30 protein-coding genes and 3 pseudogenes are annotated in these 25736 nt (G+C 67.6%); 16 read left to right on the forward strand and 17 right to left on the reverse strand.

Annotation, left to right across the window (positions count from 1 at the left end; genetic code table 11):
- Positions 1-643 precede the first annotated feature (643 nt).
- Positions 644-778, forward strand: coding sequence for a hypothetical protein (locus tag AB0H75_RS49365; protein WP_367808889.1), 135 nt, complete (start codon positions 644-646; stop codon positions 776-778).
- A gap of 18 nt (positions 779-796) precedes the next feature.
- Here AB0H75_RS49365 and AB0H75_RS49370 read toward each other — a convergent pair whose 3' ends face one another.
- Positions 797-1846, reverse strand: coding sequence for a helix-turn-helix domain-containing protein (locus AB0H75_RS49370; protein WP_367808891.1), 1050 nt, complete (start codon positions 1844-1846; stop codon positions 797-799).
- Positions 1847-2034: 188 nt separating this feature from the next.
- On the opposite strand from AB0H75_RS49370, the gene AB0H75_RS49375 reads away from it, so the two are divergent.
- A complete protein-coding gene (locus tag AB0H75_RS49375; protein ID WP_367808893.1) occupies positions 2035-2901 on the forward strand; it encodes a polysaccharide deacetylase family protein in 867 nt (288 codons plus the stop codon).
- Positions 2902-3016: 115 nt separating this feature from the next.
- On the opposite strand, the gene AB0H75_RS49380 is transcribed toward AB0H75_RS49375, so the two are convergent.
- Together AB0H75_RS49380 and AB0H75_RS49385 are read right to left on the reverse strand one after the other, a co-directional pair.
- Entirely contained in the window at positions 3017-3607 is a 591-nt protein-coding gene (locus AB0H75_RS49380; protein WP_367808895.1) for a TetR/AcrR family transcriptional regulator, read from the reverse strand.
- Between the two features lie 184 nt (positions 3608-3791).
- On the reverse strand, positions 3792-4100 hold the full coding sequence (locus tag AB0H75_RS49385) for a GDSL-type esterase/lipase family protein (protein ID WP_367808897.1): 309 nt from the start codon (positions 4098-4100) through the stop codon (positions 3792-3794).
- Between the two features lie 542 nt (positions 4101-4642).
- Between AB0H75_RS49385 and AB0H75_RS49390 the strand changes: the two genes are divergently transcribed.
- The 3 genes from AB0H75_RS49390 to AB0H75_RS49400 all read left to right on the forward strand — a co-directional run bounded on the left by AB0H75_RS49390 (position 4643) and on the right by AB0H75_RS49400 (position 5766).
- A complete protein-coding gene (locus AB0H75_RS49390; RefSeq protein ID WP_367808899.1) occupies positions 4643-4867 on the forward strand; it encodes a hypothetical protein in 225 nt (74 codons plus the stop codon).
- A gap of 80 nt (positions 4868-4947) precedes the next feature.
- On the forward strand, positions 4948-5322 hold the full coding sequence (locus tag AB0H75_RS49395; RefSeq protein WP_367808901.1) for a hypothetical protein: 375 nt from the start codon (positions 4948-4950) through the stop codon (positions 5320-5322).
- A gap of 297 nt (positions 5323-5619) precedes the next feature.
- A complete protein-coding gene (locus tag AB0H75_RS49400) occupies positions 5620-5766 on the forward strand; it encodes a hypothetical protein (protein ID WP_367808903.1) in 147 nt (48 codons plus the stop codon).
- 42 nt (positions 5767-5808) lie between these two features.
- Here AB0H75_RS49400 and AB0H75_RS49405 read toward each other — a convergent pair whose 3' ends face one another.
- The 3 genes from AB0H75_RS49405 to AB0H75_RS49415 all read right to left on the reverse strand — a co-directional run bounded on the left by AB0H75_RS49405 (position 5809) and on the right by AB0H75_RS49415 (position 7790).
- A complete protein-coding gene (locus AB0H75_RS49405; RefSeq protein ID WP_367808905.1) occupies positions 5809-6627 on the reverse strand; it encodes an NAD(P)H-binding protein in 819 nt (272 codons plus the stop codon).
- A 17-nt stretch (positions 6628-6644) separates the two neighbouring features.
- Positions 6645-7265, reverse strand: coding sequence for a TetR family transcriptional regulator (locus AB0H75_RS49410; RefSeq protein WP_367808907.1), 621 nt, complete (start codon positions 7263-7265; stop codon positions 6645-6647).
- Between the two features lie 108 nt (positions 7266-7373).
- Positions 7374-7790 (reverse strand): IS3 family transposase, encoded by a 417-nt coding sequence (locus AB0H75_RS49415; protein WP_367808909.1) that lies wholly within the window; start codon positions 7788-7790, stop codon positions 7374-7376.
- Between AB0H75_RS49415 and AB0H75_RS49420 the strand changes: the two are divergent.
- The 3 genes and pseudogenes from AB0H75_RS49420 to AB0H75_RS49430 all read left to right on the forward strand — a co-directional run.
- Positions 7765-8523: pseudogene (locus AB0H75_RS49420) on the forward strand (tyrosine-type recombinase/integrase); the annotation flags it as partial. The gene AB0H75_RS49415 and the pseudogene AB0H75_RS49420 sit on opposite strands and share 26 nt — an antisense overlap.
- A gap of 549 nt (positions 8524-9072) precedes the next feature.
- Positions 9073-9663: a TetR/AcrR family transcriptional regulator gene (locus AB0H75_RS49425; protein ID WP_367808911.1), complete on the forward strand. Its 591-nt coding sequence runs from the start codon at positions 9073-9075 to the stop codon at positions 9661-9663.
- A 670-nt stretch (positions 9664-10333) separates the two neighbouring features.
- Positions 10334-10981, forward strand: coding sequence for an ATP-binding protein (locus tag AB0H75_RS49430; protein ID WP_367808913.1), 648 nt, complete (start codon positions 10334-10336; stop codon positions 10979-10981).
- Positions 10982-11039: 58 nt separating this feature from the next.
- On the opposite strand, the pseudogene AB0H75_RS49435 reads toward AB0H75_RS49430, so the two are convergent.
- The 5 genes and pseudogenes from AB0H75_RS49435 to AB0H75_RS49455 form a co-directional block, all read right to left on the reverse strand.
- A pseudogene (locus tag AB0H75_RS49435) lies at positions 11040-11297 on the reverse strand (helix-turn-helix domain-containing protein); the annotation flags it as partial.
- Between the two features lie 179 nt (positions 11298-11476).
- Positions 11477-12715, reverse strand: coding sequence for an MFS transporter (locus AB0H75_RS49440; RefSeq protein WP_367808915.1), 1239 nt, complete (start codon positions 12713-12715; stop codon positions 11477-11479).
- Positions 12716-12794: 79 nt separating this feature from the next.
- Complete coding sequence (locus AB0H75_RS49445) at positions 12795-13058, reverse strand: hypothetical protein (RefSeq protein ID WP_367808917.1); 264 nt, start codon at positions 13056-13058, stop codon at positions 12795-12797.
- Positions 13059-13291: 233 nt separating this feature from the next.
- Positions 13292-14272: an aldo/keto reductase gene (locus AB0H75_RS49450; RefSeq protein ID WP_367808919.1), complete on the reverse strand. Its 981-nt coding sequence runs from the start codon at positions 14270-14272 to the stop codon at positions 13292-13294.
- Positions 14260-15192, reverse strand: coding sequence for a DMT family transporter (locus AB0H75_RS49455; protein WP_367808921.1), 933 nt, complete (start codon positions 15190-15192; stop codon positions 14260-14262). The genes AB0H75_RS49450 and AB0H75_RS49455 overlap by 13 nt, the downstream gene beginning before the upstream one ends.
- Positions 15193-15226: 34 nt before the next feature.
- Between AB0H75_RS49455 and AB0H75_RS49460 the strand changes: the two genes are divergently transcribed.
- Positions 15227-15709: an Lrp/AsnC family transcriptional regulator gene (locus AB0H75_RS49460; protein ID WP_367808923.1), complete on the forward strand. Its 483-nt coding sequence runs from the start codon at positions 15227-15229 to the stop codon at positions 15707-15709.
- 279 nt (positions 15710-15988) lie between these two features.
- Here the strand turns inward: AB0H75_RS49460 and AB0H75_RS49465 are convergent, their stop codons facing one another.
- The 4 genes from AB0H75_RS49465 to AB0H75_RS49480 form a co-directional block, all read right to left on the reverse strand.
- Positions 15989-16924 (reverse strand): ornithine cyclodeaminase family protein, encoded by a 936-nt coding sequence (locus AB0H75_RS49465; RefSeq protein ID WP_367808925.1) that lies wholly within the window; start codon positions 16922-16924, stop codon positions 15989-15991.
- Between the two features lie 8 nt (positions 16925-16932).
- A complete protein-coding gene (locus AB0H75_RS49470) occupies positions 16933-17094 on the reverse strand; it encodes a hypothetical protein (protein WP_367808927.1) in 162 nt (53 codons plus the stop codon).
- Between the two features lie 375 nt (positions 17095-17469).
- Positions 17470-17775: a hypothetical protein gene (locus AB0H75_RS49475; RefSeq protein WP_367808929.1), complete on the reverse strand. Its 306-nt coding sequence runs from the start codon at positions 17773-17775 to the stop codon at positions 17470-17472.
- Positions 17776-17808: 33 nt separating this feature from the next.
- On the reverse strand, positions 17809-18789 hold the full coding sequence (locus tag AB0H75_RS49480) for an aldo/keto reductase (RefSeq protein ID WP_367808931.1): 981 nt from the start codon (positions 18787-18789) through the stop codon (positions 17809-17811).
- Positions 18790-18947: 158 nt separating this feature from the next.
- On the opposite strand from AB0H75_RS49480, the pseudogene AB0H75_RS49485 reads away from it, so the two are divergent.
- Positions 18948-19624: pseudogene (locus tag AB0H75_RS49485) on the forward strand (IS3 family transposase).
- Positions 19625-19669: 45 nt separating this feature from the next.
- On the opposite strand, the gene AB0H75_RS49490 reads toward AB0H75_RS49485, so the two are convergent.
- Positions 19670-20092: a hypothetical protein gene (locus AB0H75_RS49490; protein ID WP_367808933.1), complete on the reverse strand. Its 423-nt coding sequence runs from the start codon at positions 20090-20092 to the stop codon at positions 19670-19672.
- 707 nt (positions 20093-20799) lie between these two features.
- On the reverse strand, positions 20800-21105 hold the full coding sequence (locus tag AB0H75_RS49495; protein WP_367808935.1) for a hypothetical protein: 306 nt from the start codon (positions 21103-21105) through the stop codon (positions 20800-20802).
- A gap of 391 nt (positions 21106-21496) precedes the next feature.
- On the opposite strand from AB0H75_RS49495, the gene AB0H75_RS49500 reads away from it, so the two are divergent.
- From AB0H75_RS49500 to AB0H75_RS49525, 6 genes are all read left to right on the forward strand, one after another.
- On the forward strand, positions 21497-22087 hold the full coding sequence (locus AB0H75_RS49500; protein ID WP_367808937.1) for a hypothetical protein: 591 nt from the start codon (positions 21497-21499) through the stop codon (positions 22085-22087).
- Positions 22088-22219: 132 nt separating this feature from the next.
- On the forward strand, positions 22220-22633 hold the full coding sequence (locus tag AB0H75_RS49505; protein ID WP_367808939.1) for a VOC family protein: 414 nt from the start codon (positions 22220-22222) through the stop codon (positions 22631-22633).
- 379 nt (positions 22634-23012) lie between these two features.
- On the forward strand, positions 23013-23417 hold the full coding sequence (locus tag AB0H75_RS49510; protein WP_367808941.1) for a hypothetical protein: 405 nt from the start codon (positions 23013-23015) through the stop codon (positions 23415-23417).
- Positions 23418-23775: 358 nt separating this feature from the next.
- A complete protein-coding gene (locus AB0H75_RS49515) occupies positions 23776-24018 on the forward strand; it encodes a hypothetical protein (RefSeq protein WP_367808943.1) in 243 nt (80 codons plus the stop codon).
- A 118-nt stretch (positions 24019-24136) separates the two neighbouring features.
- Positions 24137-24943 carry an LLM class flavin-dependent oxidoreductase gene (locus AB0H75_RS49520; protein ID WP_367808945.1) on the forward strand — a complete coding sequence of 269 codons (807 nt, stop codon included), beginning with the start codon at positions 24137-24139 and terminating at the stop codon, positions 24941-24943.
- Positions 24944-25004: 61 nt separating this feature from the next.
- Entirely contained in the window at positions 25005-25298 is a 294-nt protein-coding gene (locus AB0H75_RS49525; RefSeq protein ID WP_367808947.1) for a hypothetical protein, read from the forward strand.
- Positions 25299-25736 lie beyond the last annotated feature (438 nt).

Raw genomic sequence — 25736 nt, forward strand, 5'->3', positions numbered from 1 at the left:
GGCCGCGCCAACCTCGATCTCCTGCGCAAACGCATGCTGCTGACCGACTGACCCGGGCCCCATCACGGAATGTGTGCCTGATCCAGGATTCGGCCGTCGTTGACAAGGCGCGCGGTCTGCCACTGGCGCCCACGGTACGCCGTGCCGCCGATACTTTCAGCGTGGTCACCCTAGGAACCGACCCTCTAGACCTAGAGGCCGATCTAGTGGGCGTTTAGACCATAGATGGCGGTATATCTGCCGCCCTGTTCCTTGAATCGATCACCGGACGGGCACCCGTTTTGTGCCGTCCTGAGATACAGAGGGCGATCGGAGCAGGCATACCTCACCCGTCTTGGCTAGAAGAACCCCGTCTCATCCCGACATGCAGGACCTCGCCCACCTTTGATCGACGGCCGGATGGCCACCTGGCCGGCAACTTCACCCGGCAGTACGCCAAGGCACGGCCGAACCGCGCCCGTATCCCAGCGATTCGCCCGACGCCCGATGGGCGCTCGCCGAACCCGTCCTGACCGCCCGGCGCGCCGAACGCCGCGCCGCCGCCCTCGACATCGACGTCGAAATCGTCACCCGCGAACCCGCCACCACAAGCTTCACCCCACTGCCACGCCGCTGGGCAGCCGAACGCACCCTCGGCCGCCTGATGCTGCGCCACCACCTGGCCCGCGACTACGAAGCCCGCCCCGACCGCTCCGAGGCGATGATCCACATCGCCATGATCGACGTTATGGCCCGCCGCCTCACCGGCGAGAACACCCCCACCTGGTGCGGCACCTGAACCCGGGACCAGCGCCCACTAGGTGGGGCCGCTGGCGCGGATCGCGGCCGGGCCGTGACCGTACCAGCGGTGAATGGCGCGCCGCAGGGCGCGGGAGTCAGTGAAGCCGACCCGAGCGGCGATGGACTCGACGCTGAGCGAACTCTCCCGCAACAGACGGTCCACCCGGCTCTGCCGAAGCCGCTCCAACTCCTCCCGCCACGTGGTGCCCTCCTCGCGCAGTCGGCGCTGGAGGGTCCGGGCACTCATGGCCAAGCGATGAGCCACAAGGTCGAGGTTCGGCGGGCCGTCGGCGACGGCAGCCTGGAGGGCGGCCTGGAAACGGTCGAGCCAGCCCAGCACAGGCCGGGCGGCCGCCGTGGACAGTCGCGCATGCTCGTCCATGATGGCCGCGAGCGCAGGATCGGCGCGCAGCAGCGGCGCGTGTACGTCCGCTTCGGTGAAAGTGATCGATGGGTCGCCGGCCTCATACTCGATCTTCGAGGTGTTGTACAGCTCCACATGGTGCTGGGAGAGTCTGGGTGCGGAGTTCGGCAGCCGGATGCGCGCCGGAGCCAGCCGGCGCCCGGCACCCGAGCTAGCCACTTGAAGCAGCATGTGCGGCACCAGTTCCGCGATCAGCGGATACTGCTCGTGATCGCGGTAGGGGCCCTGATAGGTGACCGTCACGCCGTCCTCCCGGGCGGTAAGGACGAGCTTGTCGGCGGGGTCGGCGATGGCCGTGAAGTGGCGGCTGCAGGCGGCCAGCGCGTCGCCGAGGTCACCGGAGAAGGAGAACAGGTAGTCCCACACGCCCAGCGCGCCCGGCTGCCACAGCTCCATGACCCGCTTGCTGCCGCCCGCCTGCCACGTCGCCCCGGACATGACTTCCCAGATCCGCAGGCAGGTCACGGTGGGGATACGGATGCCGTCCTCGTCAAGCACGGCGAGGCCAGGAACACCGGCCAGCCGTCGCTGATCCAGGCCCGCCGCAAGGCCGGCGCGGATCAGCAGGCGGGTCAGGTGGGGCGAGACGGTGTCCTTGACGTTGTCGGCCACCGCACCGTCGAGCATCGCCTTGTTCATCATGAACGCCGTACTCCGTAAAGAAGAGGGCCCTCCCCCACCGGGCGGACCAGGTATCGCAACACAGTGGTTGGCGCCTTTGGCCCACCTGATGACGTCTTCGACCCTCGTGGCGCCCGGTCCGGATTTCTACCGTGATCAGTGCAAAGCCCTCTTGCCGGGGCCGGTGCAGTGATCCGAGAGGAAACATCATGGAGAACACCCTGTTCGGCTACAGCCCGATCGTCGGACGCGAGCCGATCACCTGGCCCGGAGGCGCGCGCGTCGCCTTCTATGTGGGCCTCAACGTCGAGCACTTCACGATCGACCACCCCTCCACCAGCATCAACGAGGCCACCGCGACTCTTGTGCCGGACCCGCTCAACTATGGCTGGCGCGACTACGGGCCCCGGGTGGGCATCTGGCGGGTGATGGACGTCCTCGACCGGCACGGAATCCGGGCGAGCGTGCTGCTCAACGCTGACGTATGCGAGCAGTATCCGCAGATCGTCGAGGCCGGCAACGCCCGTGGTTGGGCATGGCTGGCCCACGGCAAGAACAACTCCACTCTGCAGGCCGACGTCGGCGACGAGCGCGTCTACCTGACCGAGGTGGTGGAGACCATTACCAAGGTCACTGGGCAGCGGCCGCGCGGCTGGCTGGGGCCCGCACTCACCGAGACGTTCCAGACGCCGTTTCTGCTGGCCGAGCTCGGGCTGGACTACGTGCTGGACTGGACCAACGACGACCAGCCGTATCGGCTGAACGTGCCGGGCATGCTGAGCGTGCCGTACTCGCTGGAACTCAACGATCTGGGCATTTTCACCATGCACGGCAAGAGCGGCGCCGACTTCGCGCAGATGGTCACCGACCAGTTCGACCAGCTGTACGCCGAGTCCGCCGAGAGTGGTCGCGTGATGGCGCTGGCGCTGCACCCGTTCGTCATCGGCCAGGCATTCCGGGCGAAGTACCTCGACCAGGCGCTCGCATACATCGCTGGCCACGAAGGCGTGTGGCTGACGACCAGCGACGAGATCGCCGAGCACTACGCGAGCACGATCACCGGCACCACCTCCTGATACGTGCCCGCTTGGCTCTCCTGTCGAGGCGCGGGCCGTCGCCGCGCCCCGGCGGGAGCCGCTCGTTCTGTCCGATGATCCGCTGGGCACCATCGATCGGGAGTCGTTCTCCATCTCAGGCCAGAAGCCCGTCGATCACACGGCGGACCTTGTCCGCGCCACCCGTCTCACCAAGGCGCATGGCGATGTTGGCGGAGTTGAGCAGGGCGTCGATCTGGAACGCTGTGAGCTCGGGGTCGAGACCGGTGACCTCCCCGGCGGCGATGGCCTGGGACACCTGCTCGGCGAGCAGGGCCAGCCAGGAGCGCCGCTGGCGCGCCAGACTGTCGCGGACCGGACCCGGACGGCTGTCGAAGTCCGGGAGGTTGGCCGCCCAGAAGCAGCCGCCGGGAAAGAGTGGCGCTTCGGCGTAGGCGATCCATCGTTCGATCAGAGCCTTCAACCGGGCGGCGCCAGACGGCACAGCTGACGTCGGCTGGACGACCGCCTCCAGAAACACCTCTCTCGCGGACTCGACCGTGGCGACCTGGAGTTGCTCCTTGGTGGGAAACAGCGCCGCCACGCCGCCTTTGCTCAGCCCTACATCAGCCGCGAGACTCCCGAAAGACAAGCCGCTCAGACCTTCAATGGAGGCCACGTCGACGGCGCGACGAGTGATCGTACTTCTGGAGCGCATTCCACGCGTCACGCGCTGATCGCCGGTCATGCCATCCTCTCCTTCGCCTCGTTCGCCTTACGAACGATCGTACTTACGACATCGTGGCAGCAATCCAGGACGTGCCGGGTCCGCCATAGGTTCTCCCTCCGCCATACGCCGCCAGGGACCAGGTGATCATGAGCGCGCTGGGCGTCACCCTCGGCTCGGCCCGCCATGATGTGCGGGCCCGCACTCAAGCGCTCGCCTCTGCGTCGATCCGCAGCGCCAGGGCCTTGACCAGCTCCGCGGCCAGCACGGCCTGGCCGGCGGCCGAGAAGTGGATCCTGTCGGCGCTCAGCAGGTCCGGCCGGTCGTTGACCGGGTGGTCCCACATGTCGACCAGCACCGCGCCATGCTCGGCGGCCTGTGCGCGGATGATTGCGTTGAGGGCGCGTACCCGGTCGTGCCAGTCCGGGAAGCCCGCCACGACGAACGCCCTGCCCAGAGTGAACGTCGTCAGCAGCGCGCCGGTCGCCGCACCGCGCTGGAAGAGCTGCCGCATGGTCCGTTCGAGCGCGGGGAGATCGGGCTGGCGCCGACGCCGGCGGTGTTCAGGTAGGCCAGGGCGGGGTGCACGCGGCGGAGGAGTCCCACGAGCCGGTCACACCAGCCCATGTCGGCGTATCCCGGGCTCGGGCCATGCGTGCCGGCCGCCAGGCTTTCGCCCATCGCGGCGAACCGGCGCCACGGTGCGCCGACCAGCCAGGTGGAGCTCTGCACCGGCAGGCAAAAGGGTCGGATCCTTCTCCATGCAAAGTCGTCACCATCAAAAGATACGATCGATCGTACTTAACTGCAACGATGCAGCTTCCATCCTGCGCCCTGCTTCTCAGCTGCCATCGGGACACGAACGATCGTATGTTATGAACGGTCGTTACCTTCGGCGCTGTCGCCGTGGTCGTCGGCCGCCGGACCGCCCTTCGCTATCTCACCATGGGGATCGGCGCATCCGTCTTGGCGGCATGTGGCCTGAACAACCGGCTCGGCGAGGGGCCATCGACATCCCGGACGGCCGAGGGCCGACCAACTCGAGGAGCGGCCGCGATGGCGTTCGCCGCCTTCATCCGCGGCAAGTGGAAGATCGAGTCGACCACTCCAGGCGCCGACACGGGTACGGGCACGGCCACGATCGACGACGGCACCTGGTTCATCGACTGGTCCGGCCAGGACACGTGGTCCGGCACCTGGTCGTTGCAGGGCGACCGCCTCGCGCTGAGGGTGCCCGAGCGGGAGCCCCCGCAACCCATCCCTGCCCATCCGAAAACTTGATCCGACAGACTACCGCTGGACGAGTAAGTCTTAAGCCGGGTTGGGGTGCAGGTACGACGAAGGGTGTCGAGGATCGATGTGTGACGAACGACCTCAACACCCTTCTCACCGCACTGTACGTGGCCATCGACGGCTGGCTGGATAAATCGCCCCAGTTAGGACGGCCGCCCAAGCTCACCGATGCCGAACTGCTCACTCTCGCGGTGACTCAGGTCCTGCCCGGCCAATCCGGCTACAACAAACGCCTGCACAAAGCCCTGCCGCTGCTCAAGCGGGCCATCCGGGAACTGGCCCGCGACACCGATCTATGGAGCGACCCGGCCTGGGTGGCCGCTCCACACCCGTCGAGTGCGGCCGCTCCCGCCCCACCCGCCGCTCGCAGTTGGCCGGCTGGGCCGGCTACGGCTACTGCCCTTCCTATTCCCGCTGGTTCTGGGGTCTGCGCCTGCACCTGATCTGCACCCCGCCGGGCTGCTCATCACCTGGGCCCTGGCCACCCCGAACATCGACGAGCGTCAGGTGCTCATGGCGATCTGTGACCACGATCCCCAACTGCTCACCGAACGGCCCGGCCTACTGATCATCGTCGACAACAAGGGCTACGTCTCCGCCGAACTGGACACCTTCCTGGCCGAGCGCGGCGTACGGCTGCTGCGCTCGTCCTACCGCAACCGCACCCCCACCCGGCAGAACACTTCCTCAAACCCATCCGCCAGCTCATCGAGTCCGTCAACGACACTCTCAAAGGCCAGTTGGACGTGGAGTTGCACGGCGCCCGCACCGCCACCGGGACCGGCGCCCGGATCGGCCAGCGCATCCTCGCCCTGACCGCCGCCCTCTGGCGCAACCGCCACACCGGCCAGCCCATCACCCGATCCCTGATCGCGTACGACCACTGACAGGACTTAGGACTTACTCATCCAGCGGTCAGCGGTCAGCGGTCAGCGGAAATCGGCGGCGTGGTCCCGTGCCCATTCTGCGAAGGTCTGTGCGGGCCGTCCGGTGAGCTTTTCGACGATGACGGAGGTCTCGGGGTCGGCTTCGGAGCCCGCCGCCCACGCGCGCAGGACCGCCTCTACTCCCATCGCGGGCATCGTCCTTTCCAGGTCGGCCCGCCCCTGTTCGGGTGTGACCACCTCGATCGGAATCTGCCTGCCGATGGCCGCGCCGATGTGTCCGACCTGCTCGCGCAGGGTGAGCGCCTGCGGCCCGTACAATGTGTACGCCTGTCGTCCGTGCCCTCGCTCGGTCAGCGCCGTCACCGCGAGGGCGGCCATGTCCCGTTCGCTGACGGGAGCCGTCATCGCCTCCGGGTACGGCAGTCGCACAGCCTCCCCACCCTTGATGGCCCGCCTCCACCACCAGAGGGTGTTGGTCGCGAACATCCCCGCACGGATGAAGGTCCAGGACAGCCCTGACTCCTCCAGGGCCGACTCCACGATGCGATGGTCCCGCGCGATCGGATTGCGGTCGGCGCCGGGCTGCACGACCGCTCCGGACGAAAGCAACACCACGTGCCGCACCCCGGCCGAACGAGCGGCCGTCACGAACCCCTCGATGCCCGCAGGTTTGGCATAGAGAAAAACCTGCGACGCCCCCTCCAGTGCGGCAGGCAACGTTTCCGGCACATCCAGATCCGCCACGACATGAGAGACGTCCGGTGTCCTGCTCGTCAGCCGGACCGGCACACCGGAAGCGGTCAGACCTGCGGCGACATGGCGGCCGACGTTTCCCCGGGCGCCGAAAACAACAGTGACCATCGTGTGGAGCCTCTCTCCTAATTCTCTGTGAGCAGCTTGACGAGCTGGGTGCGCAGGACCTGGCGGATCTCGGGTGACAGCGGGTCGCCACCGAGAATGTCTTGGACGAACTGCGGCATCGTAATGGGCGCGAAAATGATCGCGTAGGCGGCCAGGAGCGCGAACGCAGGGTCGAGTCCGCCGCGGACCTCGCCCTCCTCCTGGCGTCGGCGGGTCTTGGCCACCGCCGCCGCCATCGCCTCCCGCTGCCGCTCCGCCTGCCGCCTGCCCTCCTCGGCGTCGGCGAACGGGCAGTCTCCCAGTGCCTGCCGAACCACGAGCCTGGCCCAGTCGGGCTGGTCAAGCGTTGCGTCAAGATGCGCGCCGAGCGACTCGGCGAACAACGCCCCTGGGAGGACGATCTCCGCCTGCACCTCCTGCCACCGGCGCCGGAGCTCGTCGAGCAGCCCCTGCTTGCCACCGAAGTAGTAGGAGATGAGCTGCTGGTTGACGCCGGCCCGCGCGGCGATACCCGCCGTCCGGGCCCCCGAGTAGCCTTTGGCCCCGAACTCGGCGACGGCCGCGGCGAGGATGCGCTGGCGCGTTCCCTCCGCCGTCGGCCCGCGCTCGTCCGGCCGCGACTCCTCTGATGAAGACATACGACGCATACTAATCAATCAATTAATTGAATGAGCCCTTTCCGAGGAGTGTCCATGGCAAGCAAGGCATGGGCGTGTGAGGGGCCACGGTGATTCCGGGCAGCCGTCTTATGGGCGTAGCCTGTGCGGCCGTTCGGGCTGAGAGGGACTCGTTGAGGACCTCCAAAGGCGGCCGGTAGCCGAGCGCCGAATGCAGGCGCCGGTGGTGGCCGGCCGGAACGCCCGCACCTGGGCCGGGATGAGGCCCTGTTCGCGCATCAGGGCACGGGCCAGCTCGGCGGAGCAGTGCTCGCCACGGCGGGCCAGGGCGGCGTGCATGCGCCGGTAGCCATAGGTCTCGTGCGAGCCGGCGAAGATCTCGGCGACCGCAGCGGCCGGCAGGGTCCGGCGTTGTGCGGTGGCCGAGGCCGGCCGCTCACGCCACTCGTAGCAGCCCGAGCGGGACACCTCGAGCCAGGCGCACATCCGCGCGATCGAGTGACGGGCCTTCTCCGCGTCGATGAGTTCGTACTTGGCGAGCGTCATCGAGTCTCGGACGCGAATAAGGCGGCCGCTGACCGGATGTTCGACGAGGTGTTCGCCAGACTGCGATCGAACCGCGACCGAGCGCTGGTGGCGTTCGGGGTCTCCAACGGCGTACGCCCCGCGGAGCTACTCGGCGTACTGCGGGGCGGCGTCGAGCCCGGCCGAAGAACGTCGGCTAACGCCTCCGGTCTGGGCCGTCGACCCGGCCACCGGGCGCCGCCGCGACCTGACCACCGAGGAGGACGAAGCCTTCTGGGCCCGGGCCATCATCGAGACCCTCCGCCATACCGGGGTGCGGGTGGAGGAACTGCTGGAGCTGCCCCATCACGCCATCACCGAGTACAGGCTGCCCTCAACCGGCGAATTCGTCCCACTGTTACAGATCGCGCCGTCGAAGTCCGACGCGGAACGCATGCTGCTGACCAGTCCCGAACTCGCCGACGTGCTCAGCGTGGTGGTCCAGCGGGTCCGCAGCACAACTGGCATGATCTCGCTGGTCACCGCCCACGACCGCCACGAGCGAACTTGGTCACCCTCCCTGCCGCTGTTTTTTCAGCGACGCACGGGCAGCGAGATCAGAGGCATCGCCCCCGCAGCGATCAAAGCGCTGCTGAACAAGACCCTGACCGCCACCGGGCTGACCGACGATTCCAGCTTGCCCCTGCGCTTCACCCCTCACGACTTTCGCCGAATCTTCGTCACTGACGCCATCATGAACGGTCTCCCACCGCATATCGCCCAGGTCATCGCCGGCCACGAGAGCATCGAGACCACGATGCGTTACAAAGCCGCCGGCCCCGAGAAGCAATCGAGGCCTACCGCGCGTTCATCGCCCGGCGCCGCTCCGAACGCCCAGCGCCGAGTACCGCACCCCCACCGAGGAGGAATGGGATGGATTCCTCGCCCACTTCGAGAAGCGCAAGCTGTCCATCGGCATCTGCGGCCGCGCCTTTTCGACCCCATGTCGAGCGGGGTGCAAAGGTGCTCGACGCGCCCCAGGAGTTCCCGCAGTACGGTCCCACCTACTACGCCACGTTCTGGGAAGGCCCTGACGGCGTCACTCTGGAAGCCGTCTGCCACCGGTAACCGGCCGCCAGCCCCATACCCCTGCAGATGCAGAAGCACCGCCGAGCGGTGCGGGTGGCCGGTCAACTGCCCACGATCCGAACGGCGGTGAACTGACACCATGGCCAGAGCCGAGTAGGCAGACCCGCCTGATTGCTGCCACAATCAGGAAAGAGTACGGTCGTTCGTAGGGTCACTGACGCGAGGGAGGATGAACGTGAACGGCGATCGGCGCGTGGCGCGTGGGGCCCGCTCCAGAACAATGATCACTCGTCACGCGGTGGACGTGGCCTCCGTTGAGGGTTTGAGCGGCTTGTCTTTCGGCCGACTCGCGGCTGACGTGGGATTGAGCAAGGGTGGGGTGGCGACGCTGTTTCCTACCAAGGAGCAGCTTCAGGTCGCCACGGCCGAGATGGCGGGCGAGGTCTTTCGAGAAGCGGTGGTCCAGCCGGCGTCGGCGGCGGCGCCGGGCGCTGCCCGGCTGAGGGCCTTGATCGACCGGTGGATCGCCTACGCCGAAGCGCCGCTCTTTCCCGGCGGCTGCTTCTGGGCGGCCAACCTCCCGGACTTCGACAGCCGCCCAGGGCCGGTCCGTGACATCTTGGCACACCAGCGGCGGACATGGCTGGCCTTGCTCGCCGAGCAACTGTCTCAGGCCATCGCCGCCGGGGAGATCGCCGATTGCGACCCCGAGTTCACAGCGTTCCAGATGGACGCGCTGCTCAACGCCGCCAACATCGCCATGCGGCTTGGTGAGGCGGGCGTCGCGGACAAGGTTCGCCGAGCGTTCGACGGGCTCCCGGCCTGAGGTGGCGAACCTTCCCCGCGCACTGCTCGGTATTGCCCTCCTCATATCGGCCGCCGGGACCGGACCGGCTCGACACGTAAAGTGCCAGTCGCCCGTGGCATCTCCCACGTAGCCTGATGCGTACCAGATCTGCTGGTTGAGTGCGGGATCCGCACCCCGCCGTGATCTGCCGGTGATCTGGGAAGTGATACCAGGGGCGACGTGGCAAGCGAGCCGGTCATGGAGCCATGGCGGCCAGGTGCCCTGGGTGTGCGGGACTACCTGTTCTCCGCTATCAGTACCACCAGATCATCGGCTCCTCGGGAACGAGATCACGAGGAGCCGCCGGAGGGCCGACGGGATGTCGGCGGCGCTCTCGACGACGCACCGGGCGAGATCGCGAAACGCCGGCTGACCGTGGTGAGCGCTGTCCCGCAAGATGGCGAAGGCTCACGTGGCGGAGATGCCGTACCGCTCGGCCTGGGTGCCTTCGGCATGATTGATCAAAGTGCGGCTGTCGAGCGCCCTCCGCAGCTGCTGGGCAACGATGGTCTGGCTGCGGACGACCCGTGCGAGCTCTCGAGAAACCGGCTCGACCCGCGCTCTCGGCGGGCATCCGGCGACGACGCGATCCTCGGCCGAGGGTCCGTCTCGTCCAGAATTATCTCCACATTTGCGTCTCCGCCCGGATGTGCTGCTTGCCACGTTCCTCGATCCGCCGCCAGGGTCAAACCTGCCGCCGCACCTGCTCCACGGTCGCCGCGCGGAACAGGCAACAATCGACCGGCTGCTTACCGATCGCATGGGTGTGCCGGTCCTAAGGGGCGAGGCGGGGATAGGCAAGAGCGCTCTGCTGACATATGCGACCGCCACTGCCGAGGCACGTGTCCCGCGGGTGAGTGGCGTGGAGTCGGAGGCAGAGCTGCCGTTCGCCGCCCTCCATCTGGCGCTCCATCCAACGCTTCACCATATCGAGGCGCTGCCGGAACAGCAGGCGGGGGCCCTGATGAGCGCCCTGGGTCTGGGCAGGGCCGCGCCCGGCGACCGTTTCCTCATCGGACTTGCTACTCTGAGCCTGCTGACGGCACTGGCGGCAGATCAGCCCCTGGTGTGCCTGGTGTGCCTGGTGGACGACGCCCACTGGCTGGACCGGGAGTCGATGGACACGCTGTTGTTCGCAGCCCGCCGACTGCGCGCCGAGCCCATCGTCATCATCTTCGCAGCCCGAGACGACGAAGCCGCCTTCCTGGCCCCGAATCAGCCGGAACTGCGCCTGACCGGGCTGAGCCGGAAATCGGCGACGGCTCTGCTGGCGAGCGGGCGAGCCGGCTCGCGCTAGCCGTGCGCGATCCCATCGTGGCCGAGGCGCGGGGCACCCGGCCGCCGTTGCGGGCGACCTCCCGGCTCACTGTGGACGCCGGGCGGCCGATCGACACGGCGATCGACCGTAGTGAGGCTCCAGCCTCGAGGCCGCGAGAGATCGATTCCCGCTCCTCGGCGCTCAGACGGTCGGCTCGGCGTACCCGAGCGGCCGGCGCGATGCCGCCATGGTGCTTCAGCACCGTGAAAACCGACCCCGGAGGCTTGCCCAGTGCCCGAGAGATCACGCTGATGGACTCACCCGCGCGCCACCGCCGCCACAAGTCCTCTTTCATCGCGTCCGACCTTCCCGGCCGACCCGTCCGAGCCACGACCCACCCATCCACTAGCAGTGTTGCGTTGATCGTTTGCAACTAAGAGCCAACCTCGGTCGGCGGCATGAACCCCGGCCCTATCGGCCAACAGAGTCGTTTGCGGCCGAGAAGCTGACTGCGCATCCCGCCCGCGGCTCCGCTCACGTCGTAGGTGCCGACCGTGCCCTTAGGGTGAGTGGCTGGAAGGCCACGAGGAGGATCAGCAGGACCCCAGCGCCGCACCATGCGCCGACAACGGTTGAGGTGGGGAAGCGTTCGGTGAGGGCGCCGGTGGCCAGGATCGCGGCACCCTGGGCAACCTGCACGCCACTGTTCATCACGCCGAACGCCCGAGCCCGGTACTCGGTCGGCAGTACGGCTCTGAACAGTGCTTGGGCGGCAGGTAGCAGCAATGCCATCACTATGCCGGAGCCGGTGACCAGGAACAGCACGCCCACGAGCGGCGGGTCGAACAGCGCGGGGAACAGGGTGAGCGGAGCCAGGAGAGCCAGCGAGCGGATTAGCCGGATTCGGGTCCGCAAGCTCAGCAGTCGGCTCAAAAGCAGGCCGCCGATGGCGACGCCGAGGGGATTCGCGGCCATGATGAGCCCCTGAGCGCCGCCGTCGCCGTTGAGCTCGGACGCCCATGCCGCCGCAAGCCCCTCCGGTACGACCACGAAGGTGACGGTGGTGAAGACGATGAGGGCGATCGCTCGCATCACGGGGTCGCCGAAGACGACGCTGTACCCTTGCCAGGTCTCTCGCCACAGTCCGGTGCGGCGGCAGGCCGCGAGCGTCGCCGGCCGAAGCCTGACGTAGTGGCGTAACAGGAACGCCGAGCCGAGGAAAGTGCCGGCGTTGAGGAGCAGCGCCGCATGGGGGCTGTAGCCCGCGACCGCCCCGCCGGCCGCGTACCCGAAGACCTGGCAGATGTTGGAGATCGTGTTGTTGAAGGCGAGGCCGAGCGCATACCGGTCGCCGGTGAGAATGTGTGGGAGCTGAGCGGAACGGGCGGCCTCGAACGGCGGAGCGAGCAACCCGCTGACAAACAGCAACAGAAGCAGGACCGGAATCGGTGCGCCGGGAAGGGCCATCAGCCCGATGAGCGTGGCTCTGACCAGATCGCATGAGATCATCACCGTCCGCGAGCGACAGCGTTCGGCGACTGCCGCGAGCACGGGCCCCGCAATGAGCCACGGCAGATATCCCACGGCGAAGGCCGCCGCCGAGGCCAGCGCCGAGCCGGTGTGATCAAAGACGAGCAGCGCCACGGCAGCCCTGCAGAGGTAGTCTCCCATCCAGGAGAGCGCGCTCGCGGCCAAGACCCCGCGATATTCGACCGATCCGAAGAGATTCCGGTAGCTTGCCGGCTGTTCCTCACCCGTCGCCAGACGACTCATCCACTCTCCGCACACGCGCTTCGCGGGAAGCCGGCTCCACCGAAGGAGTGAAGCCGGCCGTTCTCACTCAACTCTGGACTCAGGTCCAGCCGGTGTCCTTGCGGATCATGTGATCACCTCCTTGACCGCACGGCGTACGCACTCGGGCGAATCGCCCGAACACGATCACCGATAAAAGTACGATCGATCGCATTTTTTCACAAGGCACGGCGGACATAGGGAGGGTCTCGTGGATCATTGGACCGGTTTGCGGAGCCAGATCCTGATCGAGAGGCAGCGCGCCGATCATGACGATTACTGGGTCGCGAGCGAAGGTGTTCGCCCGAGCCATGAACGTGCTCACGGTCGAGAACATCCACCCGTGCAAGGAACTCGGCAACGCTCTGAGCTGATTGCCGGCCCAGAGCATCGAACCGGTGAGCGTCTGAGGCACCGTCGAGCGCAGAACCACTGAGGCGTATTCATCTGTGGGTGAACACGTCGTCCTGCAGGACGGCGATAGCCTTAGAACGCCTTCGGTGAAGAGGCTCACCGGCACTGATCAGGCCGTCCATCCGCCAGTGAGGCGCGACAGGTTCAGGAGTGGCCGATGATCCGGTGTGGCCGGTAGAGGGCTTCCAGGCGGCTCGTCTCCTCCTCGCTCAGGGACAGTTCCAGCGCCCCGAGTGCGTCGTCCAGGTGGCCCACTTTGGTCGCCCCGACGATCGGAGCGCTGACCCCCGGCTTTCCGAGCAGCCAGGCGAGGGCGATCTGCGCCGGAGGCACGTCCCGCTCGCGGGCCAGCGCGCACACCTCGTCCACGACGTCGAAGTCGGACTCCTCGTACATCGTCTCGGCCAGCAGGTCGCCGGCCGAGCGGACCGTGCGGCTCTCGCCGTCGCGCCGGCGACTGCCGGTGAGCAGCCCGCGCGCCAACGGGCTCCACGGGATCACGCCCACCCCCTGGTCCAGGCAGAGGGGGATCATCTCGCGTTCCTCCTCCCGATAGACGAGGTTGTAGTGGTTCTGCATCGACACGAACCGTGTCCAGCCGGCCCTTTCGGCAACGTTCTGGGCCTTGGCAAACTGCCAGGCATACATGCTGGACGCACCGAGGTAGCGCGCCTTGCCGGCCCGGACGACGTCGTGCAGGGCCTCCATCGTCTCCTCGACGGGCGTGTCGGGGTCCCAGCGGTGGATCTGGTAGAGATCGACGTAGTCGGTGCCCAGCCTGGTCAGTGAGGCGTCGATGGCGGCCAGCACGTGCTTGCGCGACAGCCCCTGGTCGTTGGGGCCGGTCCCCGTCGGGAAATAGACCTTGGTGGCCAGGATGTAGTCGTCGCGCCGGACGAAGAGCTTGGCGAGCAGCCGTCCGGTGATCTCCTCGCTGACGCCGCGCGAGTAGGTGTCGGCCGTGTCGAAGAACGTCACGCCGGCCTCGGCCGCGCGCCGCACGATCGGCTCGGCCTCGTCCTCGGGCAATTGCCATTTGCGGTTGCGCGGGTCGCCGTAGCTCATCATGCCCAGGCAGATCCGGGAGACCCGCAGCCCTGACGTGCCCAGCCTCACGTATCGCATCGTGTGTCTTCTTTCTCGGAAATCGGGACGGACTTCTTCGCGGCCGCCATGGCCGGCCGGGACTCCCGGTGGACGGCGACCGAGAACACCACCAGCGCGACCCCGGCCAGCTCTGCGGCCGAGAAGGGCTGCCGGAGCACGACGACGCCGATCACGGTCGCCGTGGCCGGCAGCAGCGCCACCAGCAGCGCGTACGTCGAGCGAGCCATACGCGCCAGGGCCAGCTGATCGCACACGTACGGGATCACGGACGAACAGATCCCCACCCCCAGCCCGGCGGCCAGCGTGACAGGGCCGAGCGCAGCGCCCGCGAGTTGCCACAGGCCCAGCGGCGCGACGGCCACAGAGGCCACGAGCATGGCGAGGGCCAGCCCGTCGATGCCGCTGACCACCCCAGGCCGCCGAGCGGCCCGGTGCGCCAGGACGATATAGGCGGCGAACAGAGCCGCGTTGGCGAAGGAGAACGCCAGTCCCAGCGGTTCGCCGTCCCATCGGAGTTCGGTCAGCGTGTGGACGCCGCCGATGGCCGCCGCCAGCGCGACGAGGTTGCGTATCGTACGTGCCCCGAGCGCCGCCAGGACGATGACCGGCAGGAACTCGATCGCCGCGACGGTCGCCAGGGGCACGCGGGCGATGGCCAGGTAGAAGCAGACGTTCATGGCCGCGAGCACCACGCCCCAGGCGGCGATCGTGACCCGGCCCCCGGCGTCGAGCCCGGCGAGAGCGCGCCAGGGACGGCGCCAGAGCACGAAGACGAGAGCGGCGCTCCAGATGCGCAGCGCCGCGACGGCGAGAGGCGCCAGCGTGGCGAACAGGAGCACCGCGAAGGCGGGACCGAGGTAATGAAAGACGGCGCTCCCCACGAAGTAGGTCCACGGAGGCGTCGCCCGGAGGACGGCGCGAGGCCGGGCCACAGGCATGACGCCATGGTCGGGCCATCCGTACCCTGGAAGAATGGCCAATCGAAAGATCAGACCCGAGCGGGCGTACGAACCGAAGGCGATGGACGCCCTCGACCTTCGGATCCTCACCGAACTGCAAATGGACGGCCGGGTGAGCTTCGCCGAGCTGGGCCGCCGGGTCGCTCTGTCACCGCCGGCGGTGGCCGAGAGGGTGCAGCGGCTGGAGGAGGCGGGGGTCATCACCGGCTATCACGCCGAGGTCGATCCGCGGGCCGCGGGTTTTCCGGTCACGGTGATGGTCAGGGTCCGTCCGGCGATCCGGGAACTGCAGCGCATCTCGAAGATCGCGCAGGAGGTTCCGCAGATCGTCGAGTGTTACCGGATGACCGGCGAGGACTGCTTCTTCTTCCTGATGCACCTGCGGTCGGTCGTCGAGCTCGAACCGATCCTCGACCTGTTCACTCCGTACGGGCACACAACCACGTCCCTGGTCCACGCCGCGCCCGTGCCCCGCCGCCCTCTGCCCCTGGACTGAGGAGCAGGGCGTTCAGATGTCCGCGCATCAGCGGGGCGTCCACGCCGAGCGGGCCTTGCGGCCACGTGCAACTCCGTCACGAGCCGGCGGTCTGACCAGACCACCATGCCCTCCACCAGCCTCGACACCACCGACGCCATCGAACTCGCCGAACTCCTGCAGTTCATCGCCGACTGGCTCGCTACAGACCCCGCCCGGCTGTCGCCACCCCGCCTACGGCCTGGACGCCCTCCACTCGGTGAGGTATGTTTCGCCGTCCAGGCGCGCCTATTTGGATCGTCACTCCCACAAAGGAAGAGCATGGCCGGCGCCGCGTTTCGTGGCGGCGGCATGGAGTGCCCGGGCGGCGGCCACGTCCTGGATCGCGGTGCCGGTGGAGTCGAAGACCACGATCTCGTCCGCCCGCTCTCGGCCCGTCTTCACGCCCAGCACGACCTCGCCCAGCTCGGCCCGTACCGGTGTCTCCGGGCGATGGTGCAACTCCCCGACCTCGGCGCACTGGTGGGTAACGTCGGTGATCAGCGTGGCCGCGGCGAGCAGGTCGTCGTGGAGCTCGCGCTTGCCGGGCGCGTCGGAGCCGACGGCCGCCACCAGCGTGCCCGGCCGCACGTCGGCCAGGCCCAGGAAGGGGCGGGTGGACGGGGTCAAGGTGACGACGACGTCGGCGGGCAGGCTCGCGTAGGACGGTGTGGGGGCGGCCTCGGCCCCGTGCTCCTCTGCGAAGCGCGTGGTCTTCACCGGGTCGCGCCCCCACACGAGGGTCCGCTCGATCGGCCGAACCGCGCGGATCGCGGCGATGTGCGCCGAGGCCTGGGCGCCGGTGCCGAGGACGGCCAGCGTGGCGGCGTCTGGCCGCGCCAGGTGGCGCACGGCCACCGCGGTCGCCGCCGCCGTGCGCAACCGGGTGACCGTGGCCGACTCCAGGAACAGCAGCGGCTGGCCGTTGACCGCGTCGAACAGCGCGATGACGCCGACGATGCTCGGTAGGCCCAGCGTGGCGGGCCGGTCGTAGAAGCAAGCGCCGATCTTGACGGCGACGACCCCGCCGAGCCCGGCGGCCTTGATGTGGAACTCTCCGGGCGGGCTGTCGAGGTGGGACAGGCGGCTCGGCGAGTTCTCGCCGCGGGCATAGGTGGCGAACGCGTCCTCGATCAGGTCGATGTAGTCGGAGGGCGGGAGCAGCCGCTCGACCTCGGACTGTGTGAGCAGGAGCACGGCGGCGCTCAGCCGGTCCTGGCCGGGCGGGTGGCCGCGAAGGTGTCGAAGTCCGGGATGCGCCCGGCGATGGGGCTGTTGGCGATCTCGATAACCTTGATCACCGCCGCGATATCGGCGGGGACCTCGGTCTCCAGCAGAGTCTCGGGCCGTTCGTCGTCTCTGTACACGCTCAGGCACGTCACGATCAATGATGCTAAATCACCTGCGTGAATTGCGGAGATCAGTTCGGTGCGAATCGCGCATCCTTGCTGGCCAGTGTGGCCCTGGCCGGTGGCTCTCAGGGCGCGTCCGCCCTAAGTCTCCCCCGGTCCGGCGACTTTCGTCGGACGACTACTTCGAGCAGTGGCTGGCCGCATTCGCTGGTCGCCGCGCTCGATCACGTCGTCGGCGACATAGGCTTGGGCACCCTGGATGGTTCAGTGGACGATGAGCGTGGCCACGGTCGACCTCACGCCGGCCCCTGAGCAGAGTGCCGGACTAGACACGGCAAGGTAGCGACCTGCCGGCGGTCTACGGACGAGGTGCACTGGACACTGATGCGTCTACTCGGGCCAGCGTGGGGAGCGGCCCAGGATGGCGACGATCTCGTCCAGGCGTGACCCGCCCGTCCACGCGACCGCCGGCGCGAAGGACGCTCCCGGCGCGAGGCGCGCTCGCCCATCGGGTATGGCCGTCGCCACGGCGAGTCCCGCCTCCAGGAGTTCCGGCCCGAATCTGAGCTCGACGCCCAGCGCCTGCGCGAGGAGACCGGCGCGAAGGCTCCCAGTGATCGACGGCCGGCCCAGCGAAAAACGCGGCAGGCCAGTGGCGACCGGTGATCGATAGAGAGGCCGGTACGTCGTCTCCACTTCAAGAGGACGACGGCCACGCCATCGCCGTGTTCAGGCGTGCCCGATGATCTGGTGTGGCCGGTAGGGGGCCTCCAGCGTGGCCGTTTCCTCGTCGCTCAGAGAGACCTCCACCGCGGCGATCGCGTCGTCCAAGTGCTCCACCTTGCTGGCCCCGACGATCGGCGCGCTCACCCCGGGCCTGGCGAGGAGCCACGCGAGGGCGAGTTGCGCTGGTGGCAGACCTCGTTCGGCGGCGAGCCCGAGCACCGCGTCGACGACGTCGAAGTCCGCGTCCTGGTACATGCTGTCGGCCAGCTCGTCGCTGCCGGATCGCAGCGTGCTCGGCCGGTTGTCGCGGTGGCGGCTGCCGGTGAGCAGCCCACGCGCCAGCGGGCTCCACGGGATGAGGCCCACTCGCTGGTCCAGGCAGAGCGGGATCATCTCCCGCTCCTCCTCCCGGTAGGCGAGGTTGTAATGGTTCTGCATCGACACGAACCGGGTCCAACCAGCCAGCTGAGCGGTGTGCTGCGCTTTGGCGAACTGCCAGGCGTACATGCTGGAGGCCCCGATATAGCGCACCTTCCCGGCCCGCACCACGTCATGCAGGGCCTCCATGGTCTCCTCGATCGGCGTCGCGTAATCCCAGCGATGGATCTGGTACAGATCGACATAATCGGTCCCGAGCCGGGACAGCGAGGCGTCGATCGCGGCCAGCACATGCTTACGAGACAACCCCCGGTCATTGGGGCCCGGCCCCATCGGATAGTAGACCTTCGTGGCGAGAACGTAGTCCTCGCGCCGCGCGAAGAACTTACCGAGCAGCCGCCCGGTGATCTCCTCACTCACGCCACCCGAATACATGTCGGCGGTGTCGAAGAACGTCACACCGGCCTCGACCGCACGCCGCACGATCGGCTCGGCCGCGTCCTCGCGCAGCAGCCACTCCCAGGAATCCGGATCTCCGTACGTCATCATGCCCAGACAGATCCGGGAAACCCGCAATCCTGACGAACCCAGGCTCACATATCGCATGTTGTCGTGCCTTTCTGTGGGAATGTGTCCAGCATCGTGGCCCCGAGCGGGCGTGGAGTTGGCCCGGTTTGGTGGACACCTGATCTCTGGGGAACCCTGGTTCCCGGAAGAAGGAGTCCGCTGTGCCGAACAACTATCCGCCGGAGTTTGGCCGGCAGATGGCGGAGCTGGTGCGCGCGGGACGGACGCCCGAGGAGCTGGTTAAGGAGTTCCAGCCCTCCGCGCAGTCGATCCGTAACCGGGTCCGCCAGGCCGATCTGGATGACGACCGTCGCCAGGACGGCCTGACCAGCGCCGAGGAGGTCTCCCTGCCGGCCCGGGTGCTGGGTGGGTCGCGCCAGGGTTACCACGCCTGGGCTGCCCGGCAGTGGCGCGGTCCGTCGGCGCGAGCTCGGCGCGACGCCGAGCTGACCGAGTGGATCTGCGTGCATCACCAGGCATCCGATGAGATCTACGGGGCGCCGCGTACCCATGCCGACCCGCGGGAACTCGACGGGGCTCGGGTGGGTCGCAAGCGGGTGGCCCGGTTGATGCGTGCCGCCGGGCTGGCCGCTGTGAGCAGGCCGGCGTCCGCCCCTCGACGGGCCGTACCGGGACGTGCTTCGACAAATGCGATCACCGAGAGCTTCGTCGCCTCGCTGGAGTGCGAGCTGATTGACCGGCGCACCTTCCACACCAGGTCAGAAGCTGAGCGGGCCCTGTTCAGCTACATCGGGGGTTCTATCACCCGCGCCGCCGTCACTCCGCCAACGGCCGGTTCAGCCCCGCCGAATACGAACGCCGACACGCACTCAAGCACGCCCACGACCTCGACCTCGACCATGCTGCCGCGTAGTCGCAAGCCCTGATGTGTCTATCGAACCGGGGCAACTCCACTACTCTACATATAGGCTATTAGAGGAACTGCCACGCTTATTGTGGTTCCTTCTCCCTGTACGCCATTGATGCTCAGGCGGCCACCCACGCTAGCGACTTCGACCCGCCGTCCGCGCAGACGGGTTTCGTACAGGTGCGCCGCCAACCCCAAACCGTCATCGCTGATCGTCAAACGCATCCCGCCGGCGGCCATCGTGAGGGCGAGAGAGACGGTCGTGGCCGATGCCTGCCGTTCCACCTCCTGCAGAACGTCACGAATCAGGCCATGGACGATGTCGGCGATCGCGGTGGGAAGCGGTTGTTCCGGAAGAGCCCATATCTCTCCCGCAATCCGCGTCCGCAGTTCCCATTGCCTCAGGTAGCCCGCCAAAGTTTCTGCGGGAGCGCGGTCAGTCGCGCCGCGGTCCCCGTGCGAGTCATTGATCATCTGTTTCTTCCCTTGCTGTCGCTGATGGAATGCGCCTCAGCGCGCCACGGGCAGGAGCCTTGGCGGGCATCGTTACCGCCGCCATGCTGATACAGAGGTGATCTTGCGGGGGTTGGGGCGCCTATCGGTCCTCGGGTGCCTCGCCGCGCCTGACGGCGGAGCGCATGCCGGCCTCACCGTTCTCAACCATGGCCAGGCATCTGTATCGGCCATGCCGCTGGCTGAGTCCTGGACGCGCAACCTTCAGCATGGCCTCGGTGCGCTGGCAATGAGCGGCTACCGCCGACTCCCGGCGAGGTGGTTCAGCCGTTCGGGTCGGCCCCAATGTTTCCGCGTCCGTGACTGCCTTCTGATCACCACTGCTGGCACAGCGGCCAGTGAACGCAGCGCTTCCCGGTCGCTGTTGCGCTCAACCTGTTCGATGATCAGCTCGACCCGGCGTTGGTGGGTCCCGGGAATCTCGTCAATGCCGGTGCTGGCACTCTTGAGAGGCATAGGTTGCCGCTGCTCGGGATTCGCGTTCTGCGTCATTGCGTCCGCTCCGGAACATCCTGTCAGCTCACGACCGCCCGCCGTGCAGACGACCTCCAGATCTTGGGCGTGGTGCTCGAGCACTCGCCGGTACGGGCTGATCGGAAATTCCTGCTGGTCGTGGTGCGGAGGGAGCAGTATCCCGGCGGCCTCGTGGTGATGGTCAGTAGTGCAGCTCACGCGCTCGTTTCCTCATCGGTGCGCAGCGCCAGTGCTTTGACCCGTTCGGCGGCCATCACGGCCTGGCCTGCGGCGGAGAAGTGCGTACCGTACGAGATGTGCAGCAGGTCGGGCCCGGACTCCATGACCCGGCCGAGCCGGCTGGACAGCGTGTCGGCCGCCGTCGAACCAATGGTGGCGGTGTTGAGGTACGCCAGGTCGGGCTGGACGCGGCGGAGGATGCTGGCGAGCCGGTCGGGCCAGCCCATGTTCGCGTAGCCCGGGCTCGGGCCATGGGTTCCGGCCGCCAGGCTGTCACCCATAGGGGCGAACCGGCGCCAAGGGGCGCCAACCAGCCACGTCGCGCTCTGGATGGGCAAGCAGAGGGGGTCCGAATCCTTCAGCGTACAAAGTCGTCATGCGCTAAAGATACGATCGTTCGTACTCTTGCGCAAGCCAGGCCGAGGAACGACAATGGGCCTGCGCTTAGGCGGGACTCTACATCGGCAGGCAGAAGGGGTTGGATCTCTCTCCGTGCAAGGTCATCCAACAAAAGATACGATCGATCGTTTTTATCCACAGACGGCACGAGGTCGGCCCTTGGGACCCCTCCGCCTGCTCCATTTGCCGAGTCGTCATTAAAGTACGGACGATCGTACGTCACATTGGTTTCCGACGTCGAGACGATCACGACGTCATAAGCAGGTGGAGCACATGAGCATGCGCACCTTCGGCGCCGTCGCCGAAGTCATTGGCCGCCGGACCGCCCTTCGCTATCTCAGCATGGGCATCGGCGCATCCGTCTTGGCGGCATGTGGCCTGAACAACCGGCTCGGTGAGGGGCCATCGACATCCCGGGCGGCCGAGGGCCGGCCAACTCGAGGAGCGGCCGCGATGGCGTTCGCCGCCTTCATCCGCGGCAAGTGGAAGATCGAGTCGACCACTCCGGGCGGCGACACGGGTACGGGCACGGCCACGATCGACGACGGCACCTGGTTCATCGACTGGTCCGGCCAGGGCATGTGGTCCGGCACCTGGTCGTTGCAGGGCGACCGCCTCGCGCTGAGGGTGCCCGAGCGGGCGAGCAGCCCTGACGAGCTCGCCGACGCCGCGGCCACGAACGTGCCCGCGATCGTGAGCGGGCCCGTGGATCTGTTCCTGCCGTGGCAGCCTCCCGGCCATTCGGGCACAGGTGATGGTCAGAAGCTCGAGGTCGCCTACGACAAGAACGGGGGCGTGCTGCGCGTTCGGCACCTCGAGGTCAGCGGCAGCATGACCATCCACAACTGCACCCGGCTCACGTAGGCCCGCCCTGGCGCTGACGCAGCTCGTACCAGGGGTTGGCGAGGCCGAGCCACTCCAGGCGAACATCTCACAGACGAATTCGATGGGAACTGCCGGCTGTAGCCCGAAAGGGCTGACAGGGAGGTTATTGCCATGATCGGTCACATCGGGATCAACGTTCCTGATCTGCGGACGGCCAAGAGCTACTACGACAGCCTCATGCCGCTGCTGGGTTTCGAGGAGTTCTTCAGTGCCGAGGACGAGTTCGCCTACCGGCCGGTCAACGGAAAGCCGGGCGCCTACCTGTTCGTCTATCCCGCGAAAGAGCCGGCCGACTACTCCCGGCACCGTACCGGGCTCCAGCATGTCGCCTTCATGGTGCGGAGCCGTTCGGCGGTCGAGGCGGCGCATGAACGGGTCACCGAGCTGGGGGCCACTGTGTTGCACGAGCCCCGCGTGTTTCCGGAGTACCCGCAGCCCTACTATGCGACCTTCTGGCTCGATCCGTTCGGCATCATGCTGGAGGCCGTCTGCCACCACGATCGGGAAGTCGCAGAGCACCCCTGACGACACGCGCCGGCGTACCGGTGCCTCAAGTCATCAGGCCTGAGGCCGGGAGGAACGGGTACGCGAGACCGAGCGCGAACGTGACCAGGCCCGTGGCACCGCTGCCGCACCACCGACGCCCGCTTCTCCGTCACCGCCGAACAACGGGTCCAGCCGAGATCGGGGTAAAACCGGCCATGAGTTGATCTTGAGAAGATTAGGGCATACCTGCCGGGATCCTGGTTGCGCACTCCATACCTGGTGTCGATCAGGCACAGCGCGACAATCTCAGTAGCATATAGTAACTATATAGATACAGACAGTAATAGCGCATGGACTGCATGATCACAGACGACCGCACCGGTTCCACCCGGGGACGTCTGACAGAAAGGCAGTCCACATGCGCCTCATCGGCAAAGTCGCCACCCTCACGGCCACCACCCTCACCGCCGGCGGCCTGTCCCTGGCGGCCCTGGCCACCCCGGCCCTGGCCGCCGACCCGCCGATCGCCCCCTACGCCCAGGCCACCGCCCAGGTCAACGCCAACGGCACCATCACCAACTCCAAGAACGTCACCGGCGTCACCAAGGTCAGCACCGGCAAGTACTGCGTCCAGCTCCACCCTGACATCAACGCCGCCCGCGCCGTTCCCATCGCCACCCTGCGCTCCACCGCCGACTGGCGCAGCGAGATCTACACCAACGTCGAAAGCTCGACCTGTTCCGGTCACCCCAACTCCATCTTCGTCTACACTGGCCAGAACGGCACGGCCGCCGACGAGCCGTTCTTCCTGCTCATCCCCTGACCTCCCGCGCCTTCGGTGCCTCCCGTGCCGGCCGCAGGTGCGTGATTGCGACGCAGCTTCACGGCAGGGGCCAGGTCGTCGGCGCATCCCGGTGCGCGACGCGACGATTCCCTGCGTCGAGGACCACCTGGATGAAGCCGGCGGCGCGTTCCTACCTGGTCTCGTCTGGTGCGATCGGTCGTCCAGGATCGTGCGCGAAGTTCCCCTCACGACTTCCCGACCCCGTCCGGCATCGCGTCCCCTGGACGACCGCTCCCGGGGACGCCCGCATGCGCCATGAGGCTCTTACCGTCGAGGCAGTGACGAAAACTACTTTATGTACATGAATAATTGCGTATAGTGGCTTCTCCGGAGGGTCATGCGTCTCCCCCTGCGCTACGCACTTCCTGCACTGGCGCCACTGTCCATCACCTTCACCCCCGCCGGGCTCGCCCAGGCCCAAGCAGCCCGCCACGCCGCTCCCCCGCCCCTGCTGCGGGCGGCAGTAGCCGACCTGACCGTCGCCACCGAGAGCCAGGAAGGCTACAAGCGCACCAGCTTCAAGCACTGGGTCGATGCGGACCGCGTTATCTGGAGTCAAGAAGATCAAATGGCTGCCTGACCTTTGGTTTGGTATGTGGACATGTCCAGAAAGGCATGGTGTTCGGGAGCGACTCTGACTGTGGCCCGTCTTGGGTGCCAGCCCCAGAACTGTCGGTGCCGGGTGCTTGGGTGGGAGCATGCGTTATGGCATCGACGTCGCGATCCTCGGTGACCTCGCGGAGCCGGCACACCTGGTCACCCTCGCCCAGGAGGCCGAGGCCGCCGGGTGGGACGCCGTGCTGGTGTGGGATCATCTGGCCTTCGCCTGGGACATGCCGTCGGCCGACCCGTGGGTGGCGCTGGCCGCCGCGGCGCAGGCGACCTCGCGCATCAGACTGGGCACGACGGTGACGGCCGTGGCCCGGCACCGTCCGGAAAGACTGGCCCAGACCGTGGCGACGCTCGACAGGCTGAGCGGCGGCCGCGCGATCCTGGGCGCCGGGCTGGGCGGCGTGAGGCAGGAATTCACCGCCTTCGGCTCAACGCGTCCCGGCGGGGTCGTGCTCGACGAGGCACTCGACGTGATGACCTCCCTCTGGTCCGGCGACGAGGTGCACCACCGGGGCGCTCATTACACCGTCGACGGGGTGCGACTCGCGCCGCTGCCCCTCCAGCGGCCCCGGGTCCCGGTGTGGATCGGCGGCACGGCTCCGGGCGCCCTTCGGCGCGCCGCCCGCTGGGACGGCTGGATCATCTCCGGCGACGACCAAGAGGGCCGCATGACGCTTTCACCCGACTCCCTGGCCGCCCAGGTCAGCGAGCTGCGCCGGCACCGCGCAGAGGCGGGCGACCTCGAGGTGGCGGTCATCGGGGTGAGCGAGCCAGGCTCGTCGGTCCGGGCCTACGCCGACGCGGGCGCCACATGGTGGCTGGAGCACCTCCACGGCTACCGGGGGTCGATGGAACGACTGGTGCGGCGCGTCAAGGCGGGCCCGCCCGTGTGAAGCACCTGCCGTGCGCGTGTGGCTCAGGACAGTTTGATGCACAGGCTCACAGCGTCCCGGCGTGCCAAGGCAGTTCGTCGCGTTCCTCGGCGCCTACCGCGGCCTTGGTGTGCTGACGCCGTGGGTGACGTTCGTGCTGTGCTTCCTGTTCATCTTCCTCGGCGCCTCCAACGTGGAGACGCTGCGCATCCTCGGGATCTGCGCGCTGCTCGGACATCGGCACGGTGCTCCTGCCCGAGTAGCGGCCAAGAGCGCCGCGCAGGTCGCGCCCGGCCCGACCCGCAGGGGAAGATCCGCAAGATCTGGGCTACTCCGGTTCGCGCTGGGCGGCGCGCTCGCCGCCGCCCAGTGGTAGACGCCGGGCCGTCTTGCGTCGGGTGCTGGGCCAGCGGGTCGGTTGGGGTTATCAGTGCGCTGGGGCGGGCCCGATGCTCGGGCTCAGCCGTGGTTCGATGATTGGCCGAGTTCGCGCAACAGACCCAGCGCTCGCTCCAGGACATCCCTCAGGGCTGCGCTCTCCTTGCGCAGCTCTCTGAGACGTTGGCGTAGGGCTTCGTTCTGGGCGCGCAGCGACGCCTCGGAAGAGGTCTGCTTCACGGGTGGCCGACGTGAGGATGTGCCTACGTGTCGTTCTCTCAGCCGTTCGATCTCAGCTCGGAAGGGACTGTCGTAGAGCCACTGCCGTGACACGCCGGCGGGGTCACGTCCACGGACGTGGTGTATGAGTCGATCTTCGCGTGATCCTATTTCTGCAGGTTAAGCGGTAAGTGTCTGCGGGAGTGGGTTCTGGGCC

Source organism: Nonomuraea sp. NPDC050783 (assembly GCF_040802095.1).
In the GTDB taxonomy this organism is placed as follows: Bacteria; Actinomycetota; Actinomycetes; order Streptosporangiales; family Streptosporangiaceae; genus Nonomuraea.

What these genes read in the sequence shown, in the direction of transcription:
- AB0H75_RS49365 (WP_367808889.1), top strand. Translation starts at nt 644, where the DNA reads ATGCTGCGCCACCACCTGGCCCGCGACTACGAAGCCCGCCCCGACCGC.
- AB0H75_RS49370 (WP_367808891.1), bottom strand. Translation starts at nt 1,846, where the DNA reads ATGATGAACAAGGCGATGCTCGACGGTGCGGTGGCCGACAACGTCAAG.
- AB0H75_RS49375 (WP_367808893.1), top strand. Translation starts at nt 2,035, where the DNA reads ATGGAGAACACCCTGTTCGGCTACAGCCCGATCGTCGGACGCGAGCCG.
- AB0H75_RS49380 (WP_367808895.1), bottom strand. Translation starts at nt 3,607, where the DNA reads ATGACCGGCGATCAGCGCGTGACGCGTGGAATGCGCTCCAGAAGTACG.
- AB0H75_RS49385 (WP_367808897.1), bottom strand. Translation starts at nt 4,100, where the DNA reads ATGCGGCAGCTCTTCCAGCGCGGTGCGGCGACCGGCGCGCTGCTGACG.
- AB0H75_RS49390 (WP_367808899.1), top strand. Translation starts at nt 4,643, where the DNA reads ATGGCGTTCGCCGCCTTCATCCGCGGCAAGTGGAAGATCGAGTCGACC.
- AB0H75_RS49405 (WP_367808905.1), bottom strand. Translation starts at nt 6,627, where the DNA reads ATGGTCACTGTTGTTTTCGGCGCCCGGGGAAACGTCGGCCGCCATGTC.
- AB0H75_RS49410 (WP_367808907.1), bottom strand. Translation starts at nt 7,265, where the DNA reads ATGTCTTCATCAGAGGAGTCGCGGCCGGACGAGCGCGGGCCGACGGCG.
- AB0H75_RS49415 (WP_367808909.1), bottom strand. Translation starts at nt 7,790, where the DNA reads ATGACGCTCGCCAAGTACGAACTCATCGACGCGGAGAAGGCCCGTCAC.
- AB0H75_RS49440 (WP_367808915.1), bottom strand. Translation starts at nt 12,715, where the DNA reads ATGAGTCGTCTGGCGACGGGTGAGGAACAGCCGGCAAGCTACCGGAAT.
- AB0H75_RS49450 (WP_367808919.1), bottom strand. Translation starts at nt 14,272, where the DNA reads ATGCGATACGTGAGGCTGGGCACGTCAGGGCTGCGGGTCTCCCGGATC.
- AB0H75_RS49455 (WP_367808921.1), bottom strand. Translation starts at nt 15,192, where the DNA reads ATGCCTGTGGCCCGGCCTCGCGCCGTCCTCCGGGCGACGCCTCCGTGG.
- AB0H75_RS49460 (WP_367808923.1), top strand. Translation starts at nt 15,227, where the DNA reads ATGGCCAATCGAAAGATCAGACCCGAGCGGGCGTACGAACCGAAGGCG.
- AB0H75_RS49480 (WP_367808931.1), bottom strand. Translation starts at nt 18,789, where the DNA reads ATGCGATATGTGAGCCTGGGTTCGTCAGGATTGCGGGTTTCCCGGATC.
- AB0H75_RS49490 (WP_367808933.1), bottom strand. Translation starts at nt 20,092, where the DNA reads ATGATCAATGACTCGCACGGGGACCGCGGCGCGACTGACCGCGCTCCC.
- AB0H75_RS49495 (WP_367808935.1), bottom strand. Translation starts at nt 21,105, where the DNA reads ATGGGTGACAGCCTGGCGGCCGGAACCCATGGCCCGAGCCCGGGCTAC.
- AB0H75_RS49500 (WP_367808937.1), top strand. Translation starts at nt 21,497, where the DNA reads ATGAGCATGCGCACCTTCGGCGCCGTCGCCGAAGTCATTGGCCGCCGG.
- AB0H75_RS49505 (WP_367808939.1), top strand. Translation starts at nt 22,220, where the DNA reads ATGATCGGTCACATCGGGATCAACGTTCCTGATCTGCGGACGGCCAAG.
- AB0H75_RS49510 (WP_367808941.1), top strand. Translation starts at nt 23,013, where the DNA reads ATGCGCCTCATCGGCAAAGTCGCCACCCTCACGGCCACCACCCTCACC.
- AB0H75_RS49515 (WP_367808943.1), top strand. Translation starts at nt 23,776, where the DNA reads ATGCGTCTCCCCCTGCGCTACGCACTTCCTGCACTGGCGCCACTGTCC.
- AB0H75_RS49520 (WP_367808945.1), top strand. Translation starts at nt 24,137, where the DNA reads ATGCGTTATGGCATCGACGTCGCGATCCTCGGTGACCTCGCGGAGCCG.